The organism is uncultured Holdemanella sp. (genome assembly GCF_934772795.1).
In the GTDB taxonomy this organism is placed as follows: Bacteria; Bacillota_I; Bacilli_A; order Erysipelotrichales; family Erysipelotrichaceae; genus Holdemanella.
Map to the genome: position 1 here is coordinate 1 of NZ_CAKVMR010000008.1, position 21539 is coordinate 21539.

Consider the following 21539-nt stretch of genomic DNA (forward strand, 5'->3'; position numbering starts at 1 on the left):
AAAAAAGGAAAGAAGAAGTGGACATACTCGAATCGCTATAAGAAATTGAGAACGAAACATACAGAGCTATGCAGAATTAATGCGACCAATCGACATTTAGCTATCAATGAAGATGTGAATGAATTAAGAAGCTTAGGGGATGTTTTTGTGACAGAACCAAAGAATGCCAAGAAACTGCAGAAGCGTGCAAAAACTGGAAAGCGCAAGAAACGATTTGGAAGATCCATAAAAAATAGATGTCCAGGCTATTTTCAAAGTCAGGCTAAAAGGAAGTTCAGAATCTATGTTGAAGTGCCAAATGACTATAAGGCAAGCCAGTATGATCATACGAGTGATACATATATTAAGAAATCATTGTCGCAAAGGATGTATAAACTTCAAGATGGAACAATGGTACAAAGAGATCTATACTCATCCTTTCTTTTGTACTGCATTGATCTAAATACAAACAAAATCGATAAGAACAAGTGTATTCATGAATTTGAGAACCAGTATAAAAACCAAAATGAAACAATAGAGTATATCCAAATGAATCAGATCAAAGTCATGAATAGTGGAATAAGAGTAAATTAAATAAATGTTAAATTGGGAGATTGACTATGCTTCCATGTAGAGATACAGAAAACAATCGCTAATGTGCTAAATGTAGTGCTTGATTGTAGAGTTCACTGCTCCAACAGAAAGACAGGAATCCAAAGTTTGAAAATAATGTACGATTTCTGCATAATGTTGTCAGTTAAGAACCCTCACTGCTTGCGGTGAGGAGTAGTCAGTGGGGACAATACACGAAGTTAGGGGATAGTTTTCTAGAAAATCTTCAGGGGTTAACTACGCTTAAAATTTATGAGGCCGATGGTCATTATCATGAAAAGATGAATGTGGAAAGTGAAAACTTTCGTAAGATCACAATGCGTGTTTTGACAATGCAGTTAAATTCCATTACTGTTATGGATTTGGTTGCCTATGGAGGAAGTGCATTGGGGATTGTGTTTGCGTTAAGAGGCACAACTGATTTATTTCAGACTCTATTCATTATTTTAATTTCTGCAGAATTCTTTATTCCTATGCGCCAGTTAGGGTCTTACTTTCATATTGCGATGAATGGTATGGCAGCGAGTGATAAGTTGTTTGCGATATTAGAAATGGAAACAAAAGAGAAACAAAATGTAAATATAAATAATTATTCGATTTCTGCATCCAATCTTCGATTTGGATATACCGATAAAGAAGTCTTGCACGATATTTGTTTTGAAGCCAACAAAGGATTAATTGGTTTTGTAGGTGAGAGTGGCAGTGGTAAGAGTACGATTGCCTCTTTATTGATGGGACAATATTCGAATTATAGTGGGGAATTAAAGCTATCAAATTATGAAATCAAGGATATCAATATCTATCCATAAGTGATTTTAGTTTCTTTGGAAAGCTACTTATTTAGTGGAAGTCTTAGAGATAATTTAGCTATGGCTAAAGAAGTATCAAAACAAGAGATGAATCGTGTATTAGAGAAGGTGGGTATCCTTGATTTTGTAAATGAACAAGGTGGATTGGATATGCGTATTTTAGAGGGTGGTAAAAACTTATCTGGAGGACAAAGACAACGTTTAGTTTTGGCTAGAGCTTTATTGAAGGATTCACCAATCTACATCATGGATGAGGCAACAAGTAATATTGATGTAGAGAGTGAAAATAAGATTATGGAAGTCTTGTATGAGTTGTCAAAAGAAAAGCTTGTGCTTTGTATTTCGCATCGTCTGGCCAATCTAATCCATGCGGATCAAATCTATTGTTTAAAAGATGGAAATATTGTAGAGCGTGGAACACATGAAGTGTTGCTTCAAAAGAATGGTGTGTATTGTGACTTATTTAATACGCAAAAAGAATTAGAAAGATATGGTGCCTAATATGAGTACAATTCAAATATTTTCACGTTTAATAAAACTTGTATTTCCATTAACTGGATTTATGATTTGTGCCATCCTGATGGGTGTGGCAGGCTTTTTATGTGCCATTTTTATTCCAGTGCTTTCAAGTATGGCCTTAGTAAATGATCCACTATTTAGTTTTCATACGATTGTGGTTTTATTATTTGTGTGTGCACTTTTAAGAGGAATCTTGCGCTATGCAGAGCAGGCATGTAATCACTATATTGCCTTTAAATTGTTGGCTCGTATTCGTGATCAGGTGTTCGGGGCATTAAGAAGATTGTGTCCTGCAAAACTGGAAGTGAAAGATAAGGGAAGCTTAATTTCTTTGATTACTTCGGATATTGAACTATTGGAAGTGTTTTATGCACATACGATTTCTCCAATTTGTATTGCGCTTGTCACAAGTCTAGTTTGTGTGGGTATTCAAATGCAGTTTGGATGGATTTATGGACTTTATTCACTTTTAGCTTATGTTGTGGTGGGAGTGGTTTTACCAATCTTTATTTCTAAACAATCTAGACAGATTGGTGTAGAGTATCGTAAAGAAGCAGCCAATCTAAATAGTTATGTATTAGAGAGTATGCGTGGTTTAAAGGAAAGTATGCAGTATATGGATACGGATAATCGTTTAATGGGGTTGAATGAGAAAACTTCTATTTTGGCTACACGCGAAAAGGAATTGAAGCATTTTCAAGCTAAGACGATTTCATTAACGAATCTATGTGTTGTCTTATTATCATTGGGTTTATGTTTGATTCATGTATCTATGAAGAGTTCAATTCAATCAACTGTTGTATCGAGTGTTCTTCAAATATCTTCTTTTGGACCTGTCATCGCATTGGCGAATTTGGGTTCTACTTTATTGCAGACCATTGGAGCTGGACAAAGAGTCATATCACTATTGGATGAGTCACCTATGGTTGAAGAAGTAGTAAATGGTAATGAAGCTAAATTTAATAATTTAGATATTTCATATGTAGATTTTGCGTATGATGAAGAACAAATTTTAAAGGATATGAATTTGAGTATTCGAGAAAATGAAGTCATTGGAATCCAAGGCAAGAGTGGCAGTGGAAAGAGTACGTTGTTGAAATTGTTGATGCGCTTCTGGGATGTATCAAAGGGTGAAATCAATGTAGATGGCTTGAATATTTGTTCTTTAAATACTTCCAATTTAAGAGAGAATGAAGGATATGTCACGCAGGAAACGATTCTTTTCCATGATACGATTGAGAATAATTTAAGAGTTGCTAAGCAGGATGCGACAGTAGAAGAAATTGAAATGGCTTGTAAGAAGGCGAATATTCATGAGTATATTCAGTCGTTGCCAAATGGCTATAAAACTATGGTGGAAGAATTGGGTGGTTCATTATCCGGTGGAGAAAGACAAAGAATGGGTCTTGCGCGTATGTTTTTACATGATGCGAAACTTGTTTTATTGGATGAGCCAACAAGTAATTTGGATAGCTTAAATGAGGGGGCTATCTTAAAATCAATCTATGAAGAAAGAAAAGATAAAACCATTGTCTTTGTTTCACATCGAGAATCGACTTTATCACATTGTGATCGTATAATTCATATGGAATCTGAAAGGGTCAGCTAATGGATAAGCGGGAAAAAGAAATGCGTACAGTGTATGAAATGATACATTTGTATTGCAGAAAGAATCATAAAGATAAAGAGTTGTGTTCAGAGTGTTTGGCTTTGTATGAATATGCAAAGATGCGCATTGAAAAGTGTCCTTTTATGGAAACAAAGATATTTTGTTCACAATGCAAGGTGCATTGTTACAAGAAAGATGAAAGAGAACAGATACGTAAAGTGATGCGTTTTTCTGGACCTAGAATGTTGGTGTATCATCCAGTTATGGCGATTCGTCATTTGTACTATCAAATTACAGATAAATAGGAAAAATATGCATGTTGATCGAAAATAACTTCGAAAAATATGCATTTTTGTTTAAAATAACCTCGAAAAATATGCATAAAAGTAAAAAATATCCTCGAAAAATATGCAAAAATGATATAATGGGATTAGGAGGTGCCTATGTTAAGAAGAAAGTTTTATAATACTTTATTGAAGTGGTCAAAAGAAAAAAATCAAGAGTGTTTATTGGTTCGTGGTGCAAGGCAAATTGGTAAGACATATATTATTGATTATTTTGGAAAGAATAATTATAAGAGCTATATATATATAAATTTTATCGAGAATCCACAATTAAAGACTATATTCGAAAACTCATTATCAGCAGAAGAAATATTTTCGAGAATGACATTGGTGATGCCTCATATACGATTTATTGAAGGGGATACATTGATTTTCTTGGATGAAATTCAAGAATGCCCGAATGCGCGTACGGCATTGAAATTCTTGGCATTAGATAATAGATATGATGTAGTCGCAAGTGGATCTTTATTAGGTATTAGCTATAAGGAAGTAACGAGTATACCTGTTGGCTATGAGTTGTCGGTTACAATGTATGGTTTAGATTTTGAAGAATTTTTGTGGGCAAAAGGATATAGTGAAAATACGTTGGAGATATTAAAAAAATATTATGATTCAAAAGAGAGAATTCCTGAGGAAATACATAATCAATTCATGCGATTGATTCGTGAGTATATTGTCGTAGGTGGAATGCCTGCTGTTGTGCAAACATATTTAGACTCAAATCATTTTGGACAAGTACAAAAAGTTCAGGAACAAATTATTTCAAGTTATATGGACGATATTTCGAAGTATGCATCATCGTCTGAAAAACCAAAGGTAAAGAATTGTTACATGTCGGTTACGAAGCAACTCGCAAAAGAGAATAAAAAATTTCAGTTTTCTGTTGTGGAATCTAAGGCTACTGCAAGAAAATTTGAAAATAGTATTGAGTGGTTAAGAGATGCTGGGCTTGTATGGCTGTGTAAAAATGTGTCTGCCTGCCAATTCCCTTTGGTCGGATATGAAAATGATAAATTCTACAAGATGTATTTAACGGATTTAGGCTTGTTGGTCGCAATGTATGGTTTTGAAATGAAACAAGCTATATTAGATGATACTTTAACGGGTCCAGTAAAGGGTGGTATATATGAAAACCTGATAGCGGATATTTTAATGAAAAGTCATCACACGCTTCACTATTACCAAAATAAGAATTTAGAAATAGAATTTTTGATTGAACAAAACACAAAAGCAATTCCGGTCGAAGTAAAGGCAGGAAATAATCGTTCACAATCCATGGATCAATTGTTGAAAAATGAAAATATTCCTTATGGATATAAATTTGCGAATGGAAATTGTGGAATTCATGGCAAAAAAATTACTCTTCCATTATACTTAGCTATGTATGTAGATTAGGTTGGGTAAAAAAATGAGAGAATATGTTGAAAAGTATATTGAATTAATTGTAGGAAGTATCTTACTTTCTTTAGGGATTTATTTATTTGTGACACCTAATGGAATCAACTTTGGTGGTGCCATTGGTGTTGCGCAAATCATTGAGTATTTTATTATGAAGATGGTGCCAAGTCTTGGACACATGAACTTGGTGGGTGTCATTAACTTTATGATCAATATTCCTTTGTTCATTATGGGATTTAAAATCATGAATAAAGAGTTTTGTATCAAGACTGTCATTAGTTTAGTGGTCCAAACCATTACTCTATCGATTTTGCCAAAACAATCCATTGTGATTATGCCAGATATGCTTTCAAATTGTATTTTTGGAGCCTTAATGTGTGGTATTGGAGTTGGACTTGCTTTACAGAGCAGTGGATGTTGTGGTGGTATGGATATTGCCGGAGTTTGTCTATCTAAGACAAAACCAGGCTTTTCGGTTGGTAAGCTATCGATTATTATTAATTCAATCCTATTTACGATTTGTGCCTTTATTTTTGATTTGCAGACATCACTATATTCCATTATCTTTGTGGCCATTCTTTATTTTATTAGTGATCGTATCCACTATCAGAATATCAACATGACCGTATTGATTTTCACAAAGAAAGAAAACATGAAGAATGTGATCATGGAAAGAACAGGTCGTGGTGTAACGTACTGGATGGGTAAAGGTGCTTATACAGATACAGAACAGTATATTTTATTTTGCGCTGTCAATAAGTATGAGATTCGTAACTTCAAAAAAATTGTCAATGAAATTGATCCAAAGGCTTTTGTGACAATTAGCGAGGATCAAGAAATTGATGGTGGATTTGAAAAGAGATTATGATGTAGTAAAAACTACCTACAAACTTGGCAAGAGTTGGTGTAGGTAGTTTTTTTTCCAAAGAAAAAGGAACGATTATTTCGCTCCTATGATTTCTTTGGCAATCTTTTTACCTTCCATTACAGCACTACCAATTGTTTTAGGCCCTGTAAAGGCATCTCCAATAATGAATACATTATTTAATGTAGAGGCGTGTGTATCCGTTGTTTTTAAATCGTTGTTTAATGGTGTGAAGTCTACTTTTTGACCAATAGCCATCGCAACTAGATCACAATCCATTGTGAATAATGAATCTTTTACTTCATGGCAGCTTGCTCTTCCAGATTCATCCATTTCGCCAAGTTCCATCTTCGCAACTTGAACACCACAAACATTTCCATTTTCATCTTTTAAAATGTCTTTGATGTTATTTAAGAACGCAATCTTAACGCCTTCTTTTTCACAAGCTTTGATTTCTGCAGGACTTGCAGGCATTTCCTGTAAAGATCTACGATATACGATTGTGACATCATCAATGATACGAACTAATGATCTTGCACAATCCATCGCAACATTTCCACCACCCCAAACAATGGCCTTTTTATATTTTTTAAAGTCTTCTTGTTTGTGGTTGATATTTAAATCATAAAGTAATGTTAATCCGGCAACAACACCATTACCTGTTTCAAAACCAAAAGTATTTTCAATTTGGGCACCAATCGCTACAACCACATAATCATAGTTTGCTTGTAGTTCTTTAAACATAGTTTGGTCTACAAAAGTATTAAAATGGAATGTAACACCGGCTTCAACCAATCCGTTATAGGCTTTTTCTAAGAATGCTTTTGGCATACGATATCCAGGAATACCTGTATAAATGGCTCCACCAATTTCAGCTTCCTTATCAAAAATTTCGATTTGGTAATCATCTTCGGTTTTAACTAATTCTTGAGCTAATGTATAGCCAGCAGGACCGGCTCCAATAATGGCAATCTTTCTTGTCATAAATCAAATTCCTCCATCTTTTTCGCTATTATATCATAAACTATTTCTTTAAGTACGAAAGTGCTCGTTTGTTTACGTTTTTTACGGCAATCTCAAGCTCACGAGCTGAGATTCTTTTTGCGCCATTGGCCAAAATCGCATTTTGAATCAAGCCATCACTTGTCGCAACGGATAATTCATATTTCTTCTTTAAATCATGTACAGCCTTTTCAATATAGCTGTCCGCAGTCTGGTTGTATCTCGTATAAATAATATCTAGATTTCCTTGGTTAAAATGTGAACCTACATTGTTTTTGACGCGATATCCATCAAATACTAAGATAACTTTAATGCGTTTATATCCTTGATAATTCGAGATTCGATTGATCAATTCGTCACGAGCAGATTCAATGTTTACTTTGGCAATATCTTTTAAATCTTGCCAGTCATAAATCATATTGTAGCCATCGATCATTAAACATTCTGGCTTTTTATCTTCGACATGAATCTGATTTAAATTCATATCGACCTTTGCTTTTTTCTTGATTGGCTTTTCAGCTTTCTTATTGTTTCCACCAAGTGAATTAAATATTTTCTTTAATTCTTCTTCACGAACTGTATGTTTCACATAAGAAGCATACGAAGTAGAGCTTGCTTCCTTGATTTGAATGTGCATATGTTCTTTGACTTCATCCCAAGGCACAAAATAACCTGCTCCATGTTCGCAGAAAATAGATCCGGTTGGATTGTTTAAATCGGCTTCACTATCATACTTTGTTTCTTCAACAATCTTTTCTTGATCAAAACATGCATGATAATCTTCTAACTCACAAATAAATTGACCTTTCCCCTTTGTGTACGCAATGACATCCTTTTGATAGTCCATCAACTCACGTACAGGTCCCGTTCCTTTGATGTGAACAAGGTTGTTTAGGTCTTCTTCAATTTTAAATGTACAATGCTTGTTTTCTAAGTCAAACAAAGCCTTTGAAACATATTGATTTTCAACAATCAATTCAAAACTATAATAAGGTTCTAATAATACAGACTCGGCTTCTTTTAGACCTTGTCTTATAGCACGATACGTAGCTTGTCTAAAATCTCCACCTTCTGTATGTTTTAAATGGGCTTTACCCGCTACTAAAGTGATTTTTATATCGGTAATGGGTGATCCAGTTAATACACCTTTGTGTTGTTTCTCTTTTAAATGTGTCAAAATCAGATTTTGCCAGTTTAAAGCCAAATCATCGTTGGAACAGTTCGATTCGAACACAAGTCCTTTACCTCTAGGTAATGGTTCAAGTTTTAAGTGCACTTCGGCATAGTGTCTTAAAGGCTCAAAGTGGCCGACTCCAATAACGGTATTTTGAATGGTTTCTTTAAATAAGACTTTACCAGTTGTAAAACCAACTTTAACTTTAGATCTTCTTTCAATTTCTTTTTGAAGAATTTCCATTTGAATAGATCCCATCAGCCTTAAAAAGATTTGTTTCGTCTGCTCATCATATTCAATTTGGAGTTGTGGATCTTCTTGGGCAAGTACACTGCAGTAGCGCATCATAGTAAGCGCATCTACACCTTCGGGAAGTAATAATTGATAATTCATATAGGCATTTAATAGTGGTTTTGTCGTGTCGGACTCAAATCCTAAGCCTTGGCCTACTTCATAATTGTTTAATCCTTTTAGTGCACAAATCATTCCTGGATAGGCGGTTTGTACCATTTCATATTGTTTTCCATTATACAAACGAATTTGGTCTACCTTTTCATCTGCTCCAACTTTATCTTTGGCATTTAATGTACCACCCGTAATCTTTACGTGGGTTAAACGATTGCCTTGGTCATCACTTGAAATCTTGTATACGCGAGCACCAAAATCTTCGGGATAATCTTGGATAAAAGATAAATCGATGATCGCATCCATTAAATCTTCAATGCCTTGAATTTTTAAGGCCGAACCAAAGAATACAGGGAAGCATTCTCTTTTAAAGATAGCTTGTTGAAGAAGTGAAGTATCAATGGTTTCTGTTTCTAAATAGTGATTCATGATATCTTCATTCAACATGGATAGTTCATCTTCAGCTTCTTTTGATTTAAAATCAATGCAGTTGGATGAAAAATGTGTTTTAAGATCATTCATAAGTTCTTCTTTTGTCTTATAGCTAATGTCCATCTTATTAATAAAAATCAATGTAGGAATCTTGTAGTGCTTTAAGCATTTCCAAATGGTAGAAGTGTGCGATTGAATGCCATCTTGTCCATTGATCAAAAGAATGGCTAAATCTAATACTTGAAGACTTCTTTCCATTTCACTTGAAAAATCAACATGGCCTGGTGTATCAATCAAATAGATTTCGCTATCTTTCCAATGAAAGTGAGCTTCCTTTGAATAAATCGTGATGCCTCTTTCTCTTTCTTGATTATCATAATCCAAATAGGCATCTTGATGGTCGACACGACCTAATTTTCGGATTGTTTTTGATGTATAAAGCATACTTTCAATACAAGTGGTTTTTCCTGCATCGACATGTGCTAATATTCCAGTTACTATTCGTTTCATAAGCATTATTTTATCATGTTGACGCAAATGATAAAATAGAGATAGGTTTTTTCGGAGGAAAAATATGAAAGTCTTAATGTTGAATGGGAGTCCACATGACAGTGGAGTGAATGATTTGGCTTTGCGTGAAATGGAAGCTATATTTAAAGAAAATGGTGTTGAAACCGAAATTGTACAAGTGGGAAACGTAGCGGTTCGTGGTTGTATGGCTTGTGGTGCTTGTACAAAACTTGGTAAGTGTGTATATGATGATATTGTCAATGAATTGTTGCCAAAATTTGAAGAAGCGGATGGATTGGTAGTTTCTAGTCCTGTATATTATGCCAGTGCTAATGCGACACTCGTTGCGGTATTAGATCGCTTGTTCTATTGTGCTCGATTTGATAAGACCATGAAAGTAGGCGCAAGTGTTGTTTCTTGTCGTCGAGGTGGAGCAAGTGCTACTTTTGATGAATTAAATAAGTATTTTACAATTAGTGGAATGCCCGTTGTGTCGAGTCAATATTGGAATTCGATTCATGGAAATAATGCACAAGAAGCCGAGCAAGATGAAGAGGGTAAACAAACGATGCGTGCTCTAGCTCGTAATATGACATTCTTGATGAAAAGTATTGCCTTAGGTAAAGAGGCGTATGGTTTGCCTGAAAAAGAGATTAGAAAGGGTACGAATTTTATTCGTTAAAAGGTGATTGTATGGTGAATTTAAGACATCCAGATAATATATTTTATGATTGCGAAGGTGATTTATTCGTAATCACAACGGATTTAGAGGGTCGTCAGGAAGTGGTTTGTAAGACCAATCTTGAATGTGTGAGTGATGTTTTGGCAAGATTACTAGACATTAACTTTAAAAAGGTTCTAGACAGTGATGATCATTTACGTATGTTAGGCGATTTAGAACAATTTGCGTGTATATATGCATTGAAATTAATGACATACAAGACAATAAAAGGGCTTTATTTAGAGTTTCCTACTTTAGCTCAATATCAAGGAACAGCTTTAATTAATACCCATACAGTAATTGATAATCGTAATGAGGGTTACAATAATAAATATCATTTAATGTTGGTGAATGTCATCTATACATCTATGATCCATGCGACGGTTAAGTATGCAGGTTCAAGCCAAGAGGCTGCACACATGAAAGAAGTGTTTGAAACGGTTTTACCAGATGATAAGGGTCTGATTGAAACGTTGAATGATTTCTATGATGGCGCTATCAATGAAGCGGATTTAACGGACATTATTAAGAATATTCAAAACGAAAATACGACAAAAGCATAAAAATTTGTCTTCATCGACCGATTTTCGAATTTCGGTCGAGTACAAATACTTAAAACATCTCTATGTTAAACGTGGAGGTGTTTTTTTATGAGACAAATTGTGCAATTTATTGAAGATAATAATATTTCAGAAGAAGAAGTTGCCAAAGCGGCCCATATGTCTTTGCCTAACTTTAGAAGGCAAATTCATTCTGAGAATCGTACACAACCATGTATTGTGCTCATTCTTGCGGATTATAATCATCAATCCATTGATTCGATTTTCTTTAAGCATATGTTTAATCAACCAATTAATTTGGATGGCTTAACAAATGATCAGGTTCAGGACATTATGAAATTGATTCATCCCGAACTATTTACGGATATTAAAAGAAGTTCGAAATTTAAAGAAATTGAATATAATTTAAAGAATGATATGGGCGATCGCATGCGCTTTATACGGGAAGTTGTCTTTTCTTTATCTCAAACAAATTTTGGTAAGTATATGGAGGTATCAAGGAATACCGCTAAGTATTGGGATGAGGGGCAGATCAATGTGGATAAGATCTTAAAAATATCACAAAGAACAAACATCAGTATGGACTTTATGATTCGCGATGATTATCCATTGACTTTACAGACGCAAGGTATGAGTGAGGCTTTATATTTGGCAGTAATGACAAATTGTGTATTGTATCGTTTAAGAAATCTGAAACCGTAAAATAAATTTAATGTAGGAGCATGAAAAAATGCTCTTTTTTTCTTGCATAATTGATGGTTTCCTATATAATAGATTTGTTCTTTTAATGAAACAAAAAGTTTAGTATAAAAAACAAATTAGGGGTGATTGAATGAAAATAGGCAAAAAACTAAAAGAGCTTCGAACCCAGAATGGGTTGACTTTGGAAGAACTTGCGAATCGTAGTGAATTAACGAAAGGCTTTTTATCTCAGTTAGAGCGCGACTTAACAAGTCCAAATATTTCTGCATTGGAAAATATATTGGAAGCTTTAGGTACCAATTTGGCTGATTTCTTTCAATCAAGCAAGGAAGAGCAGATTGTTTTCCATACGCAGGATTTTTTTGTGAATGAACAAGAAGATTTGGTTACGGAATATATTATTCCCAATGCCCAAAAGAATCAGATGGAACCTCTTTTATTGACTTTAAAACCGGGCGCAAAGTCACAGGAAGTCAAGGCTCATGAGGGTGAGGAATTTGGCTATGTTTTAAAGGGCAGTATTGTTTTAGTTGTTGGTAATAAAAGGTTAAAAGTTAAATCAAAAGAAACCTTCTATATTACAGGTAAGGAAGGGCATTATTTAGAAAACGTATCGAGTGCAGATGCCAAAGTGTTATGGGTATCTACACCGCCTGTATTTTAATTGACAAGGAGAGAGAACATACATGGAACAGGAAAAGAATAAATTAATTCAATTTCGCCACATCGTAAAAGAGTTTGATGGCCAAGTTGTATTAAAGGGTATTGATTTAGATATATATGAAAATGAGTTTGTCACACTATTAGGGCCTAGTGGTTGTGGAAAAACAACTTTATTACGTATTTTAGGTGGCTTTTTAGAGCCTAGCGAAGGACAGGTTATCTTAAATGGAGAAGATATTTGTGAAGTGCCAGCCTATAAGCGTGAGTTGAATACAGTTTTCCAAAAGTATGCACTATTCCCTCATATGAATGTGTATGATAATATTGCGTTTGGATTGAAAATCAAAAAGATGAGTAAGGACGTTATTGATCAAAAGGTCATGAAAATGTTGAAGTTGATTGGTCTTGAAGGATTTGAAAATAAAGATGTTACTTTACTATCAGGTGGTCAGCAACAGCGTGTTGCGATTGCGCGTGCCTTAGTGAATGAGCCAAGTGTATTATTGTTGGATGAACCTTTGAGTGCGTTGGATTTAAAGCTTCGTAAAGAGATGCAGTATGAATTGAAGAAGATTCAACAAGAAGTAGGAATCACATTTATTTTCGTTACGCACGATCAGGAAGAAGCCCTAACAATGTCAGATAAGATCGTTATCATGAAGGATGGCGAAATTCAACAGGTTGGTAGTCCTGAAGACATTTATAATGAGCCAGTAAACCAATATGTTGCGAAGTTTATTGGAGAAAGTAATATTATCCCAGCACGTATGGTTTGCGATAAGAAAGTACGTTTTGATGATATTACATTTGATTGTGTCGATGTTGGATATAAAGAAAATGAACCAGTTGATGTCGTGATTCGTCCAGAAGATATTGATATTGTGGATGTGAAAGATGGCAAGATGACTGGTGAAGTTGAGAGCGTACTATTTAAGGGTGTTCACTATGAAATCATGGTGGAAACGGTTCCTGGTACGCATGTTACGGTAAATATGCACGTAAACAAGAACTATGCGATTACTAGTGAGGATGGAAAAGAAAAGATTTCTGCCAACGACTTCTATCTAGACTTAGAAGATATGAAAGATATTGATGATAAAGAAATCATTGCGCGTGCCGATGCACAGGCATGGAATCCTGAAACAGATGAGTTTATTTCAATTCATGATATTGATACAGATTTAAAACAGGAAGTAGGAGAATATACTGTTACTTTCTCAACAAACAATAAAACTTCGATCACGCGTAAGATTTGGGTTGTGGATCAAAGAGTTGTTGAAAACAAGAAGGCCAATGAAGCTGTATCTGCATTTAACTTCTTTAAAACAGTCGATGAAATCAAGGAATCCATGGCTATCGATACGGATTTGAAGACTTGGGCAAATGCACAGGGATGGAAGTTGGATGATGAAAATGAAACAGTGGATCTAGATGTAGATTATGATTTTGATCCTGAAACAATTACGGAAGGTGTTTATAAGGTTACTTTCTGGACGACGGGTCGTGAATTCAAGATTCATACAACAGATTATGTAGAGGAAGGAAAAGAGGTCGGACTTACTTTCTTTGCGGAAGATATCCATGTCATGGAGAAAATGGGATTCTAGGAAATGAAAAAATTTCAACAATTAGCAATCCCTTATATTGTGTGGGCATGTATCATGTTGTTGCTTCCGATGTTGCTGATTGCGTTTTATTCAATCATTCAGCAAGGCAACAGTATTGTGCACTTTAAGCTTACATTAGATAACTATGTTCGTTTCTTTACAGACAAAGATTTCTTGTTGATTTTATGGCGTTCTTTATGGATTGCCATTAAGACAACCGTTATTTGTTTGTTGATTGGGTATCCAATCGCATACTTTATTTCTAAGAATAGTCCTAAAGTTCAACAAATCTTAGTTCTTGCGATTACTCTTCCTACATGGATCAACATGCTTGTAAGAACATATGCATGGATTGGTATTTTATCAAGCGATGGAATTATTAGTAGCTTTTTAGGCTTGTTTGGCATTCATACAGAACTTTTATATACAGAAGCTGCTGTATTGATTGGTATGGTGTATAACTTCTTGCCATTTATGATTCTGCAGATCAACACGGCTTTAACGAAGATGGACAAATCTTTATTAGAAGCGGCTCAGGATTTGGGTGCTAATAAATTCCAGACGTTCTGGAAGGTTATTTTCCCACTTTCATTACCGGGCGTAGTTTCAGGTATCACATTAGTGTTCTTACCTGCCGTAAGTTCATTCTTCATTCCTAAATTATTGGGTGGAGGACAATTCTTCTTGATTGGTAACGTCATTGAAAATCAATTCATTACTGTAGGAGAATGGAACTTTGGTTCAGCTATCTCAATGATCATGGCTATGATCATGATGCTTCTAATGATGCTTGTAAGAAAACTTGAAGAGCGTAATAAGGAGGAAAAATAGACATGTCGAAAGATAAGAGAGTATTAGGTAAAGTAGGCATGGCTTTATTATTGGTGTTCTTTTATGCACCAATATTATTCATGATTATTTTTTCCTTCAATAGTTCAAAATCATTAACACACTTTACAGGTTTCTCATTACGTTGGTATGAGGCTATGCTTAAAAACCATGGTATGATGGAATCTTTGTATGTCACAATTATTATTGCCTTATTGGCGACAATTATTTCTACGATCATTGGTACGATTACGGCAATTGGTTTGTCAAAATCAAAGAAAGTATTGCGTGCTTTTGTGAGTCAGGTCAATGATTTTCCAATCATGAACCCTGAAATCGTCACAGCCATTGGATTGATGCTTCTATTTATTACTTTCCAAATTGAAAAGGGATTTGTGACATTATTATTAGCACATATTGCTTTCTGTATTCCATATGTTATTTTGAGTATTATGCCTAAGATCAAATCATTAGATCCAAACTTGGCAGATGCTGCAATGGATCTAGGCGCTACTCCTTGGCAGGCTTTGGTGAAAGTTATTGTGCCACAAATTATGCCAGGTATTGTTTCGGGTGCTTTGATTGCGTTCACAATGTCGTTTGATGATTTCGTTATTTCATATTTCGTAACGGGTCAAGGTGTAAAGAACTTGAGTATTATGGTGTATACAATGTCTAAGCGTATTAATCCAAGTGTAAATGCGATCAGTACATTGGTTGTCTTGTTAATCACAATTACACTAACAATTGTGAATATTTTGCCAATTATTCGTAAAAAGACAAGTCCTTCAAAACAGAACAAACCTTGGAAATGGGCTGTTGCAGGTGTTGTAGTGGTTGGCTTAGTAGCTTCTTTATTTGGCTTGAATAAATCAGCTGGTTCTCAGCCTTATGCAGGACAAACTTTACATGTATATAACTGGGGTGAATATACAGGTGAAAATATCATTTCTGGATTTGAAGAGTTGACAGGGGCTAAGGTCGTTATGGATAACTTTGATTCAAACGAACAGATGTATATCAAGGTTGCTAATGGGGATGCATATGATGTATTAGTTCCTAGTGATTATATGATTCAAAGAATGATGCAGGAAAAGATGCTTCAAAAATTAGAGCCTGAAACTCGCAAAGAATGTTTAGGTGAATTGGCGGATGCAATCAAAGGTCTTCCATATGATCCAAAGAATGAATATTCAATTCCTTATTTCTGGGGTACTGTTGGTATAGTATATGATAAGACAAAGGTATCCGAAGAAGATTTGGAAAAAGATGGATGGGATATTTTCTTAGATCAGAAATTTAAGGGAGATATCTATCTATATGATTCTGAAAGAGATTCATTCATGATGGCATTAAAGGCACTAGGATATTCAATGAATACAACAAGTCAGGATGAATTGAATGCTGCATATAACTGGTTGATTCAGTGTGTTCAGACAATGGATCCAGAAATTGTAACAGATGAAATTATTGATAATATGGCACAGGCTAGAAAGGCTTTAGGGCTTATTTATTCTGGAGATGCGGCTTATGTCATGTCTGAAAATGAAAATATGGGATTCTATATGCCAAAGAGTGGAACAAACTTATGGTCAGATGCGATGGTTATTCCTAAAAATGCGAAGAATCCTAAGCTTGCGAATGAGTTTATTCGTTATATTACAAGCTATGATGCAGCTATGGATAATTCTAGTTATGTTGGATATACTTCACCAAATAAAGAGGTTATGGAAGAGCTTGGTGGCAAAGGTGGAGAATACGATGGTATCAACGCATATACACCTCGTGCTGGTTATGATAAGGATGAAGTGTTCCAATATGATGAAACAACACGTAAGATCATTGCGGATTTGTGGTCTAGAGTAAAAGTTGCGGCAAGTAACGCACATTAGTCGAAGAAATTTTCTTCGACTTTTTTTCTTTCTTATAATAGAATGAAGTCATGAATCCGATTATTTTTATTTTATTATGTTTTGCCGCTTTAGGCTTATTTGACAAGATGTTTAAGAATAGACTTGGACTAGCTGCTTCTTTTGATCGAGGCATCATCACAATGGGTGATTTTATGATGAGTGTAGGAGGCTTTTATTGTATTGCGATTGCCTTTCTAAATGGTCATGCCACTCTATTTGAAAATAAAGAAATGATTATTTCGAGCTTGTTGGCACCAGATCTTGGTGGATATTTCATTGTGGAATCGATGACACAATCTGAAAGTGTATTTATCTTTTGTGGGGTATTATTAACATCTACTTTGGGGTGCTTGATTAGTTTTCAATTGCCAATCTTTTTGAATGAACTGGATAAAGATGATTTGAGCCACTATTTAAAAGGGGTTGTGTATGGTATTGTTGGGTTATTACCTGTTTTGATTGTGACGGGTTTCTTTTTGAAAATAGATCATTTTATCATTTCATTTTTACCTGTTATTTTTATTTGTGCAATTTTGATTGGTTTATTCTTTATATCATTTAAAACATTAATTGTGATTTTAACTTTGTTTTCGAAGCTTGTACAAATTGTAGGATATATTTTCTTTTTCCTAGTTTGTTTGACTTTCTTTTTCAATATGAACTTCACCAATGCGACATTGATCAATGAAGCACTACGTATTGTATTTCAAATGAGTATCATTGTGTGTGGTTCTTTAGTATTTTGTGAAATTGTATTAAGAAAGTTTTCAAGCCAAATTGAAAGAGTTGGACAAATACTAAATATTGATAAATATTCAGTGATGGGAATTATCTTATCTTTTGGAACAAGTATTGCGATGTTGCCATTATTGAGTAAAATGAATAAAAAGGGTAAGATTTTAAATGCTGCCTTTTCATTGAGTGGAGCTTTTGTGTTTGGTGGACAACTCGGTTTTATTGCCTCAGTCAATCCTGCAAGTGTAACTTGGTTTGTGGTTGTGAAGCTAGTAGCCGGAGTATTAGGCTTAGTTATTGCGAATTTAATGGAGGAATGATTATGGATTATAAGGAATTGATGGAAAAAAGTCGTGGTGTGATGGGAACAAAACTATGTAAGTCTTGTTTAGTGTGTGATGGAAAGGCATGTCGAAATACGATTCCAGGTCCTGGTGCTAAAGGTATTGGGGATGTTGCGATGCGTAACTATGATGCTTGGAAAAATATTCGTGTGAATATGGATACAATTACAGACAATACACCTGTAAGTACAGAGCTTGAATTGTTTGGCAAGACATTTAAATATCCTATTTTTGCAGGTCCTGTAGGAGCCGTCAGCATGCACTATTCAGATGCATATGATGACAATAGCTATAATGATATCTTAGTTAGAGGTTGTATGGATGCAGGGATTTGTGCGTTTACTGGAGATGGAAAAGATCCGAGTATTATGGAAAATGCGACGCGCATTATTAAAGAAAATCATGGACATGGTATTCCTACAGTGAAGCCTTGGAGTTTAGAAACGTATTTGGAAAAGCTAAATCTAGCCTTAGATAGTAACGCTTTTGCGGTAGCTATGGATGTAGATGCAGCTGGACTTCCTTTCTTAAAGGGGTGTCAGCCTCCTGCAGGAAGAATGAATACGGAGCAATTAAAGGCAATCATTTCTAAAACACCAGTACCATTTATTGTGAAGGGTGTTATGAGTGTGAAGGGTGCTTTAAAGGCAAAAGAAGCAGGCGCTAGTGCAATTGTTGTTTCTAATCATGGTGGTCGAGTTCAAGATCAGACTCCTGCAACAGCTGAAGTGCTTGAAGAGATTGTTAAGGCTGTTGATGGCAGTATGAAAATCTTTGTCGATGGAGGGCTTCGTAATGGTGTCGACATCTTTAAGGCTTTGGCATTAGGTGCAGATGCCGTCATTGTAGCTCGTCCATTTGTGAATGCGATTTATGGCGCAAAAGAAGAGGGTATTCAAGTCTTAGTGGATAAACTTGGTAGTGAACTTCAAGATACTATGGAGATGTGTGGGGCTAAAAGTTTAAAAGACATTACTCGTGATATGGTAAGATAGGCAGCTTAATTGCTGTCTTTTTTGATATAGAGAAAAAATGTGCAAAATAGATACTAAAAACATCGGAAAAATGTGTAAAAACAATACTAAAAAGTCAGGAAAAATGTGTTAAATTAATACTAAAAAGTGCGGAAAAATGTGCAAAAATAACTATTTACTTGATAAGTAAAGGGGTTTTAAAAAGGCATCAGTTTTAATTTCTGATACCTTTTCTTAATGAGATGATTGCGAGTACTGCATTGATCAAGCACCATGCTGACCATATGTATAGATCAGAGTAGTTTCCTGCAAGTACAAAGCCTGTGAGTGTAGCTAAACCAAATAGAATAATAAGTGCAATGTTGGTTCCTTTTGAATTGTTTTTTCTAGATACAATGGATACAATTCCTCCACAAAGCATGCATATACTAACGACAAGTCCTGCGCTTCCACTTGATTGTTCGTTGGCTTCTAGTGCATTGGCAAGGCCTGCCATCATGCTTTGGAATACGACAAATACACTTAATACAATGGAAATGATTCCACTGATTAATTTCCAAGTTCTCATAATAAAAATCCCCTTTCTTAAGTATATATATACCTTAGAATTGGGGATAATTGGTATGCTCGTGGCATACATTAATGGTGTGTAATGTTTAAAATGTGATTTAAAAGTCGTGGGACTAAGAAAGAAATGTAGATTACGGATCCTACTGATAAAATTCCTAACATAAATAATCGCCTCTTTCTTACACCTTTATTGTAGAATTTTCAATGTTCAAACGGTGTTAAAGAATGAGGCGTCATGTTAAGATTTCATTAAAAACGAAGGAATTTTTGTACGTCTGAATTTTGTGCAAGAATCAGAATGTTTTCGGATTCCTGGAAAGTATGTTCAGCACTAGGTAGTGGGTCTAGAATTCCATTGATTTTTGTAGCTAGAATGTTGATATGGTATTTTCTACGAATATCAAGTTCTAACATGGTTTTACCAATCCAAGCGGTAGGTACGGCAATTTCATAAATGGAATATTCAGGGGTTAGTTGTACGTAGTCAAAGATATTTTCACTTGAAAAACGTACGGCAGCCCAGTTACCAATTTGTTTTTCAGGATATACAACTTCATCGGCTCCATTGCGCAATAAGAATTTTGCGTGTACATCACGCACGGCTCTGGCAACTACAAGTTTAGCACCATGATCTTTTAGTAGGGCCGTTGTTTCTAGAGAGCTTTGAAAATCATCTCCAATGGCTACAACGCAAAGATCGAAGTTCGACACGCCTAGTGAATCAATAAAGCTTTCGTCGGTTGAATCTCCAATTTGTGCATTTGTGACATAAGAAAGGACTTTGTTGATTTTTTCTTCATTTTTATCAATGGCCAAAACGTCATGTCCTAAATCATATAGTTTTTGTGCCATGTGACGTCCAAAACGTCCCATACCAATAATTAATACAGATTTCATAATTTCCTCCTGTTATCCAATTGTGATATTTTCTTGTGGTAAATTTGCGTTTGCGACAACTTGATGTTTAGAAATGGCTAAAAGTAAAGTTAATCCTCCAACTCTTCCAAAGAACATCAAGAATATTAAAATACAGTGGGATGCACTTGATAGTGTAGGTGTGATTCCTAAAGTAAGTCCAACAGTACCAATGGCAGAGGCTGCTTCAAATAGGGCTTCTAGAATTGGTAATTGATCGAAGGCCGAAATAAGGAATGCTCCTGTAAAGAATAATACCATAAATAACATAAATAAGGCTGTGGCATTATTTAATGTGTCCATGGAAATTCTTCTTCCAAAACATTGTGGATTTTGTTTATGATTGAATACAGCACGAATACTTAGAATCAATACGGCTAGTGTTGTTGTTTTAAAACCTCCGGCCGTACCTTGTGGACTTCCTCCTATCAACATTAATAGTGTCATAAAGAAGATGCTGCTTTGATTCATTTTGTTTAAATCAATTGTATTAAAGCCGGCTGTTCTTGGGGATACGGCTTGGAAAATGGAAACGTTGATTTGATCGGCTAGACTCATATTCCAATGGCTAAAGTCATTGATAAAGAAATAGAGTGTACTAATAATTAAAAGAGCTGCTGTAGTAAATAATACAACTTTGGATTGTAGCGAATATTTGTGTAAATGATGTTTGAATTGAACAACATCTCTCCAGACAAAGAAGCCTAAACCACCAAGTATGATGAGGGAAGCAATGACGTTGGATACTAAAATATCGCCGGCATATCCTGTTAGAGATGAGTAGGCTTGGTTTGTTCCCATTAGATCAAAGCCTGCGTTACAAAAGGCAGAGATGGAATGGAATATGGAATACCATAGGCCTTTGACAAGTCCAAAGCGAGGTAAGAAGCGTATACCTAATAAGATGGCACCTATTGCTTCCACGCATATTGTAGCTTTTAGAATCCATTTTGTGTTTCGGATAATACCACCAAGTTTTGGAGCAGAAATCGATTGTTGCATAAAATATCTTTGTTTAAAACCAATTTTCTTGCCTCCTAGAACAAAGAGTAGAATGGCCATTGTGATGACGCCCATACCTCCAATTTGAATGAGTGTTAAAATGACAAGTTGTCCAAAGGGGGACCAATATTGTGCAGTGTCATGCATAATCAGTCCGGTTACGCAGGAGGCACTGGTTGAAGTGAATAATGCATCTAAAAAGGGTGCGCCCCTTCCATCGTTTGTAGAAAATGGAAGCATAAGCAGGCAGGCACCAATAAATATCATAGTCGCAAAACTGAGGATGATCATTTGTCCTGGAGTAATGCGTTTCATACGTTTTTTAAACATAAAACCACCTATCCTAA

18 protein-coding genes and 2 pseudogenes are annotated in these 21539 nt (G+C 35.2%); 15 read left to right on the forward strand and 5 right to left on the reverse strand.

Annotated features, from left to right (window positions below; genetic code table 11):
* From Q0F04_RS02895 to Q0F04_RS02920, 6 genes and pseudogenes are all read left to right on the forward strand, one after another.
* A pseudogene (locus tag Q0F04_RS02895) lies at nt 1-573 on the forward strand (hypothetical protein); the annotation flags it as partial.
* A 569-nt stretch (nt 574-1142) separates the two neighbouring features.
* Nucleotides 1143-1901 (forward strand): annotated as a pseudogene (locus Q0F04_RS02900) (ATP-binding cassette domain-containing protein).
* A 1-nt stretch (nt 1902) separates the two neighbouring features.
* Nucleotides 1903-3528, forward strand: a complete 1626-nt coding sequence (locus Q0F04_RS02905) for an ABC transporter ATP-binding protein (RefSeq protein ID WP_295749940.1) — start codon at nt 1903-1905, stop codon at nt 3526-3528.
* Entirely contained in the window at nt 3528-3833 is a 306-nt protein-coding gene (locus Q0F04_RS02910; protein ID WP_295749942.1) for a nitrous oxide-stimulated promoter family protein, read from the forward strand. Before Q0F04_RS02905 ends, Q0F04_RS02910 begins: the two co-directional genes overlap by 1 nt.
* Before the next feature lie 138 nt (nt 3834-3971).
* On the forward strand, nt 3972-5267 hold the full coding sequence (locus Q0F04_RS02915) for an AAA family ATPase (protein ID WP_295749945.1): 1296 nt from the start codon (nt 3972-3974) through the stop codon (nt 5265-5267).
* A gap of 13 nt (nt 5268-5280) precedes the next feature.
* Nucleotides 5281-6138 (forward strand): YitT family protein, encoded by an 858-nt coding sequence (locus Q0F04_RS02920; RefSeq protein ID WP_295749947.1) that lies wholly within the window; start codon nt 5281-5283, stop codon nt 6136-6138.
* A gap of 72 nt (nt 6139-6210) precedes the next feature.
* Here the strand turns inward: Q0F04_RS02920 and Q0F04_RS02925 are convergent, their stop codons facing one another.
* A complete protein-coding gene (locus tag Q0F04_RS02925) occupies nt 6211-7119 on the reverse strand; it encodes an FAD-dependent oxidoreductase (protein WP_295749949.1) in 909 nt (302 codons plus the stop codon).
* 40 nt (nt 7120-7159) lie between these two features.
* Nucleotides 7160-9658 carry a translation factor GTPase family protein gene (locus tag Q0F04_RS02930; RefSeq protein WP_295749951.1) on the reverse strand — a complete coding sequence of 833 codons (2499 nt, stop codon included), beginning with the start codon at nt 9656-9658 and terminating at the stop codon, nt 7160-7162.
* Between the two features lie 64 nt (nt 9659-9722).
* Here Q0F04_RS02930 and Q0F04_RS02935 point away from each other — a divergent pair, with 64 nt between their 5' ends.
* The 9 genes from Q0F04_RS02935 to Q0F04_RS02975 all read left to right on the forward strand — a co-directional run bounded on the left by Q0F04_RS02935 (nt 9723) and on the right by Q0F04_RS02975 (nt 18726).
* Complete coding sequence (locus Q0F04_RS02935; protein ID WP_117571395.1) at nt 9723-10340, forward strand: flavodoxin family protein; 618 nt, start codon at nt 9723-9725, stop codon at nt 10338-10340.
* Nucleotides 10341-10351: 11 nt separating this feature from the next.
* Complete coding sequence (locus tag Q0F04_RS02940; protein WP_295749954.1) at nt 10352-10942, forward strand: hypothetical protein; 591 nt, start codon at nt 10352-10354, stop codon at nt 10940-10942.
* An 87-nt stretch (nt 10943-11029) separates the two neighbouring features.
* On the forward strand, nt 11030-11641 hold the full coding sequence (locus Q0F04_RS02945) for a hypothetical protein (RefSeq protein WP_295749956.1): 612 nt from the start codon (nt 11030-11032) through the stop codon (nt 11639-11641).
* Nucleotides 11642-11771: 130 nt separating this feature from the next.
* Nucleotides 11772-12305, forward strand: coding sequence for a cupin domain-containing protein (locus Q0F04_RS02950; RefSeq protein ID WP_117571398.1), 534 nt, complete (start codon nt 11772-11774; stop codon nt 12303-12305).
* Between the two features lie 22 nt (nt 12306-12327).
* Nucleotides 12328-13911 carry an ABC transporter ATP-binding protein gene (locus Q0F04_RS02955; protein WP_295564548.1) on the forward strand — a complete coding sequence of 528 codons (1584 nt, stop codon included), beginning with the start codon at nt 12328-12330 and terminating at the stop codon, nt 13909-13911.
* Nucleotides 13912-13914: 3 nt separating this feature from the next.
* The gene (locus tag Q0F04_RS02960; RefSeq protein WP_295749958.1) at nt 13915-14742 is read left to right on the forward strand and encodes an ABC transporter permease; all 828 of its coding nucleotides are present in this window, start codon (nt 13915-13917) and stop codon (nt 14740-14742) included.
* A gap of 2 nt (nt 14743-14744) precedes the next feature.
* The gene (locus tag Q0F04_RS02965; protein ID WP_295749960.1) at nt 14745-16631 is read left to right on the forward strand and encodes an extracellular solute-binding protein; all 1887 of its coding nucleotides are present in this window, start codon (nt 14745-14747) and stop codon (nt 16629-16631) included.
* A 50-nt stretch (nt 16632-16681) separates the two neighbouring features.
* Nucleotides 16682-17707 (forward strand): ethanolamine utilization protein EutH, encoded by a 1026-nt coding sequence (gene eutH / locus Q0F04_RS02970; RefSeq protein WP_295749961.1) that lies wholly within the window; start codon nt 16682-16684, stop codon nt 17705-17707.
* Nucleotides 17708-17709: 2 nt separating this feature from the next.
* The gene (locus Q0F04_RS02975; RefSeq protein WP_295749963.1) at nt 17710-18726 is read left to right on the forward strand and encodes an alpha-hydroxy-acid oxidizing protein; all 1017 of its coding nucleotides are present in this window, start codon (nt 17710-17712) and stop codon (nt 18724-18726) included.
* Nucleotides 18727-18919: 193 nt separating this feature from the next.
* Here the strand turns inward: Q0F04_RS02975 and Q0F04_RS02980 are convergent, their stop codons facing one another.
* The 3 genes from Q0F04_RS02980 to Q0F04_RS02990 form a co-directional block, all read right to left on the reverse strand.
* Nucleotides 18920-19273, reverse strand: coding sequence for a hypothetical protein (locus Q0F04_RS02980; protein WP_295749965.1), 354 nt, complete (start codon nt 19271-19273; stop codon nt 18920-18922).
* A gap of 251 nt (nt 19274-19524) precedes the next feature.
* Complete coding sequence (locus Q0F04_RS02985) at nt 19525-20172, reverse strand: TrkA family potassium uptake protein (RefSeq protein WP_295560405.1); 648 nt, start codon at nt 20170-20172, stop codon at nt 19525-19527.
* A 12-nt stretch (nt 20173-20184) separates the two neighbouring features.
* Nucleotides 20185-21522 (reverse strand): TrkH family potassium uptake protein, encoded by a 1338-nt coding sequence (locus tag Q0F04_RS02990; RefSeq protein WP_295749967.1) that lies wholly within the window; start codon nt 21520-21522, stop codon nt 20185-20187.
* Between the last annotated feature and the right edge of the window lie 17 nt (nt 21523-21539).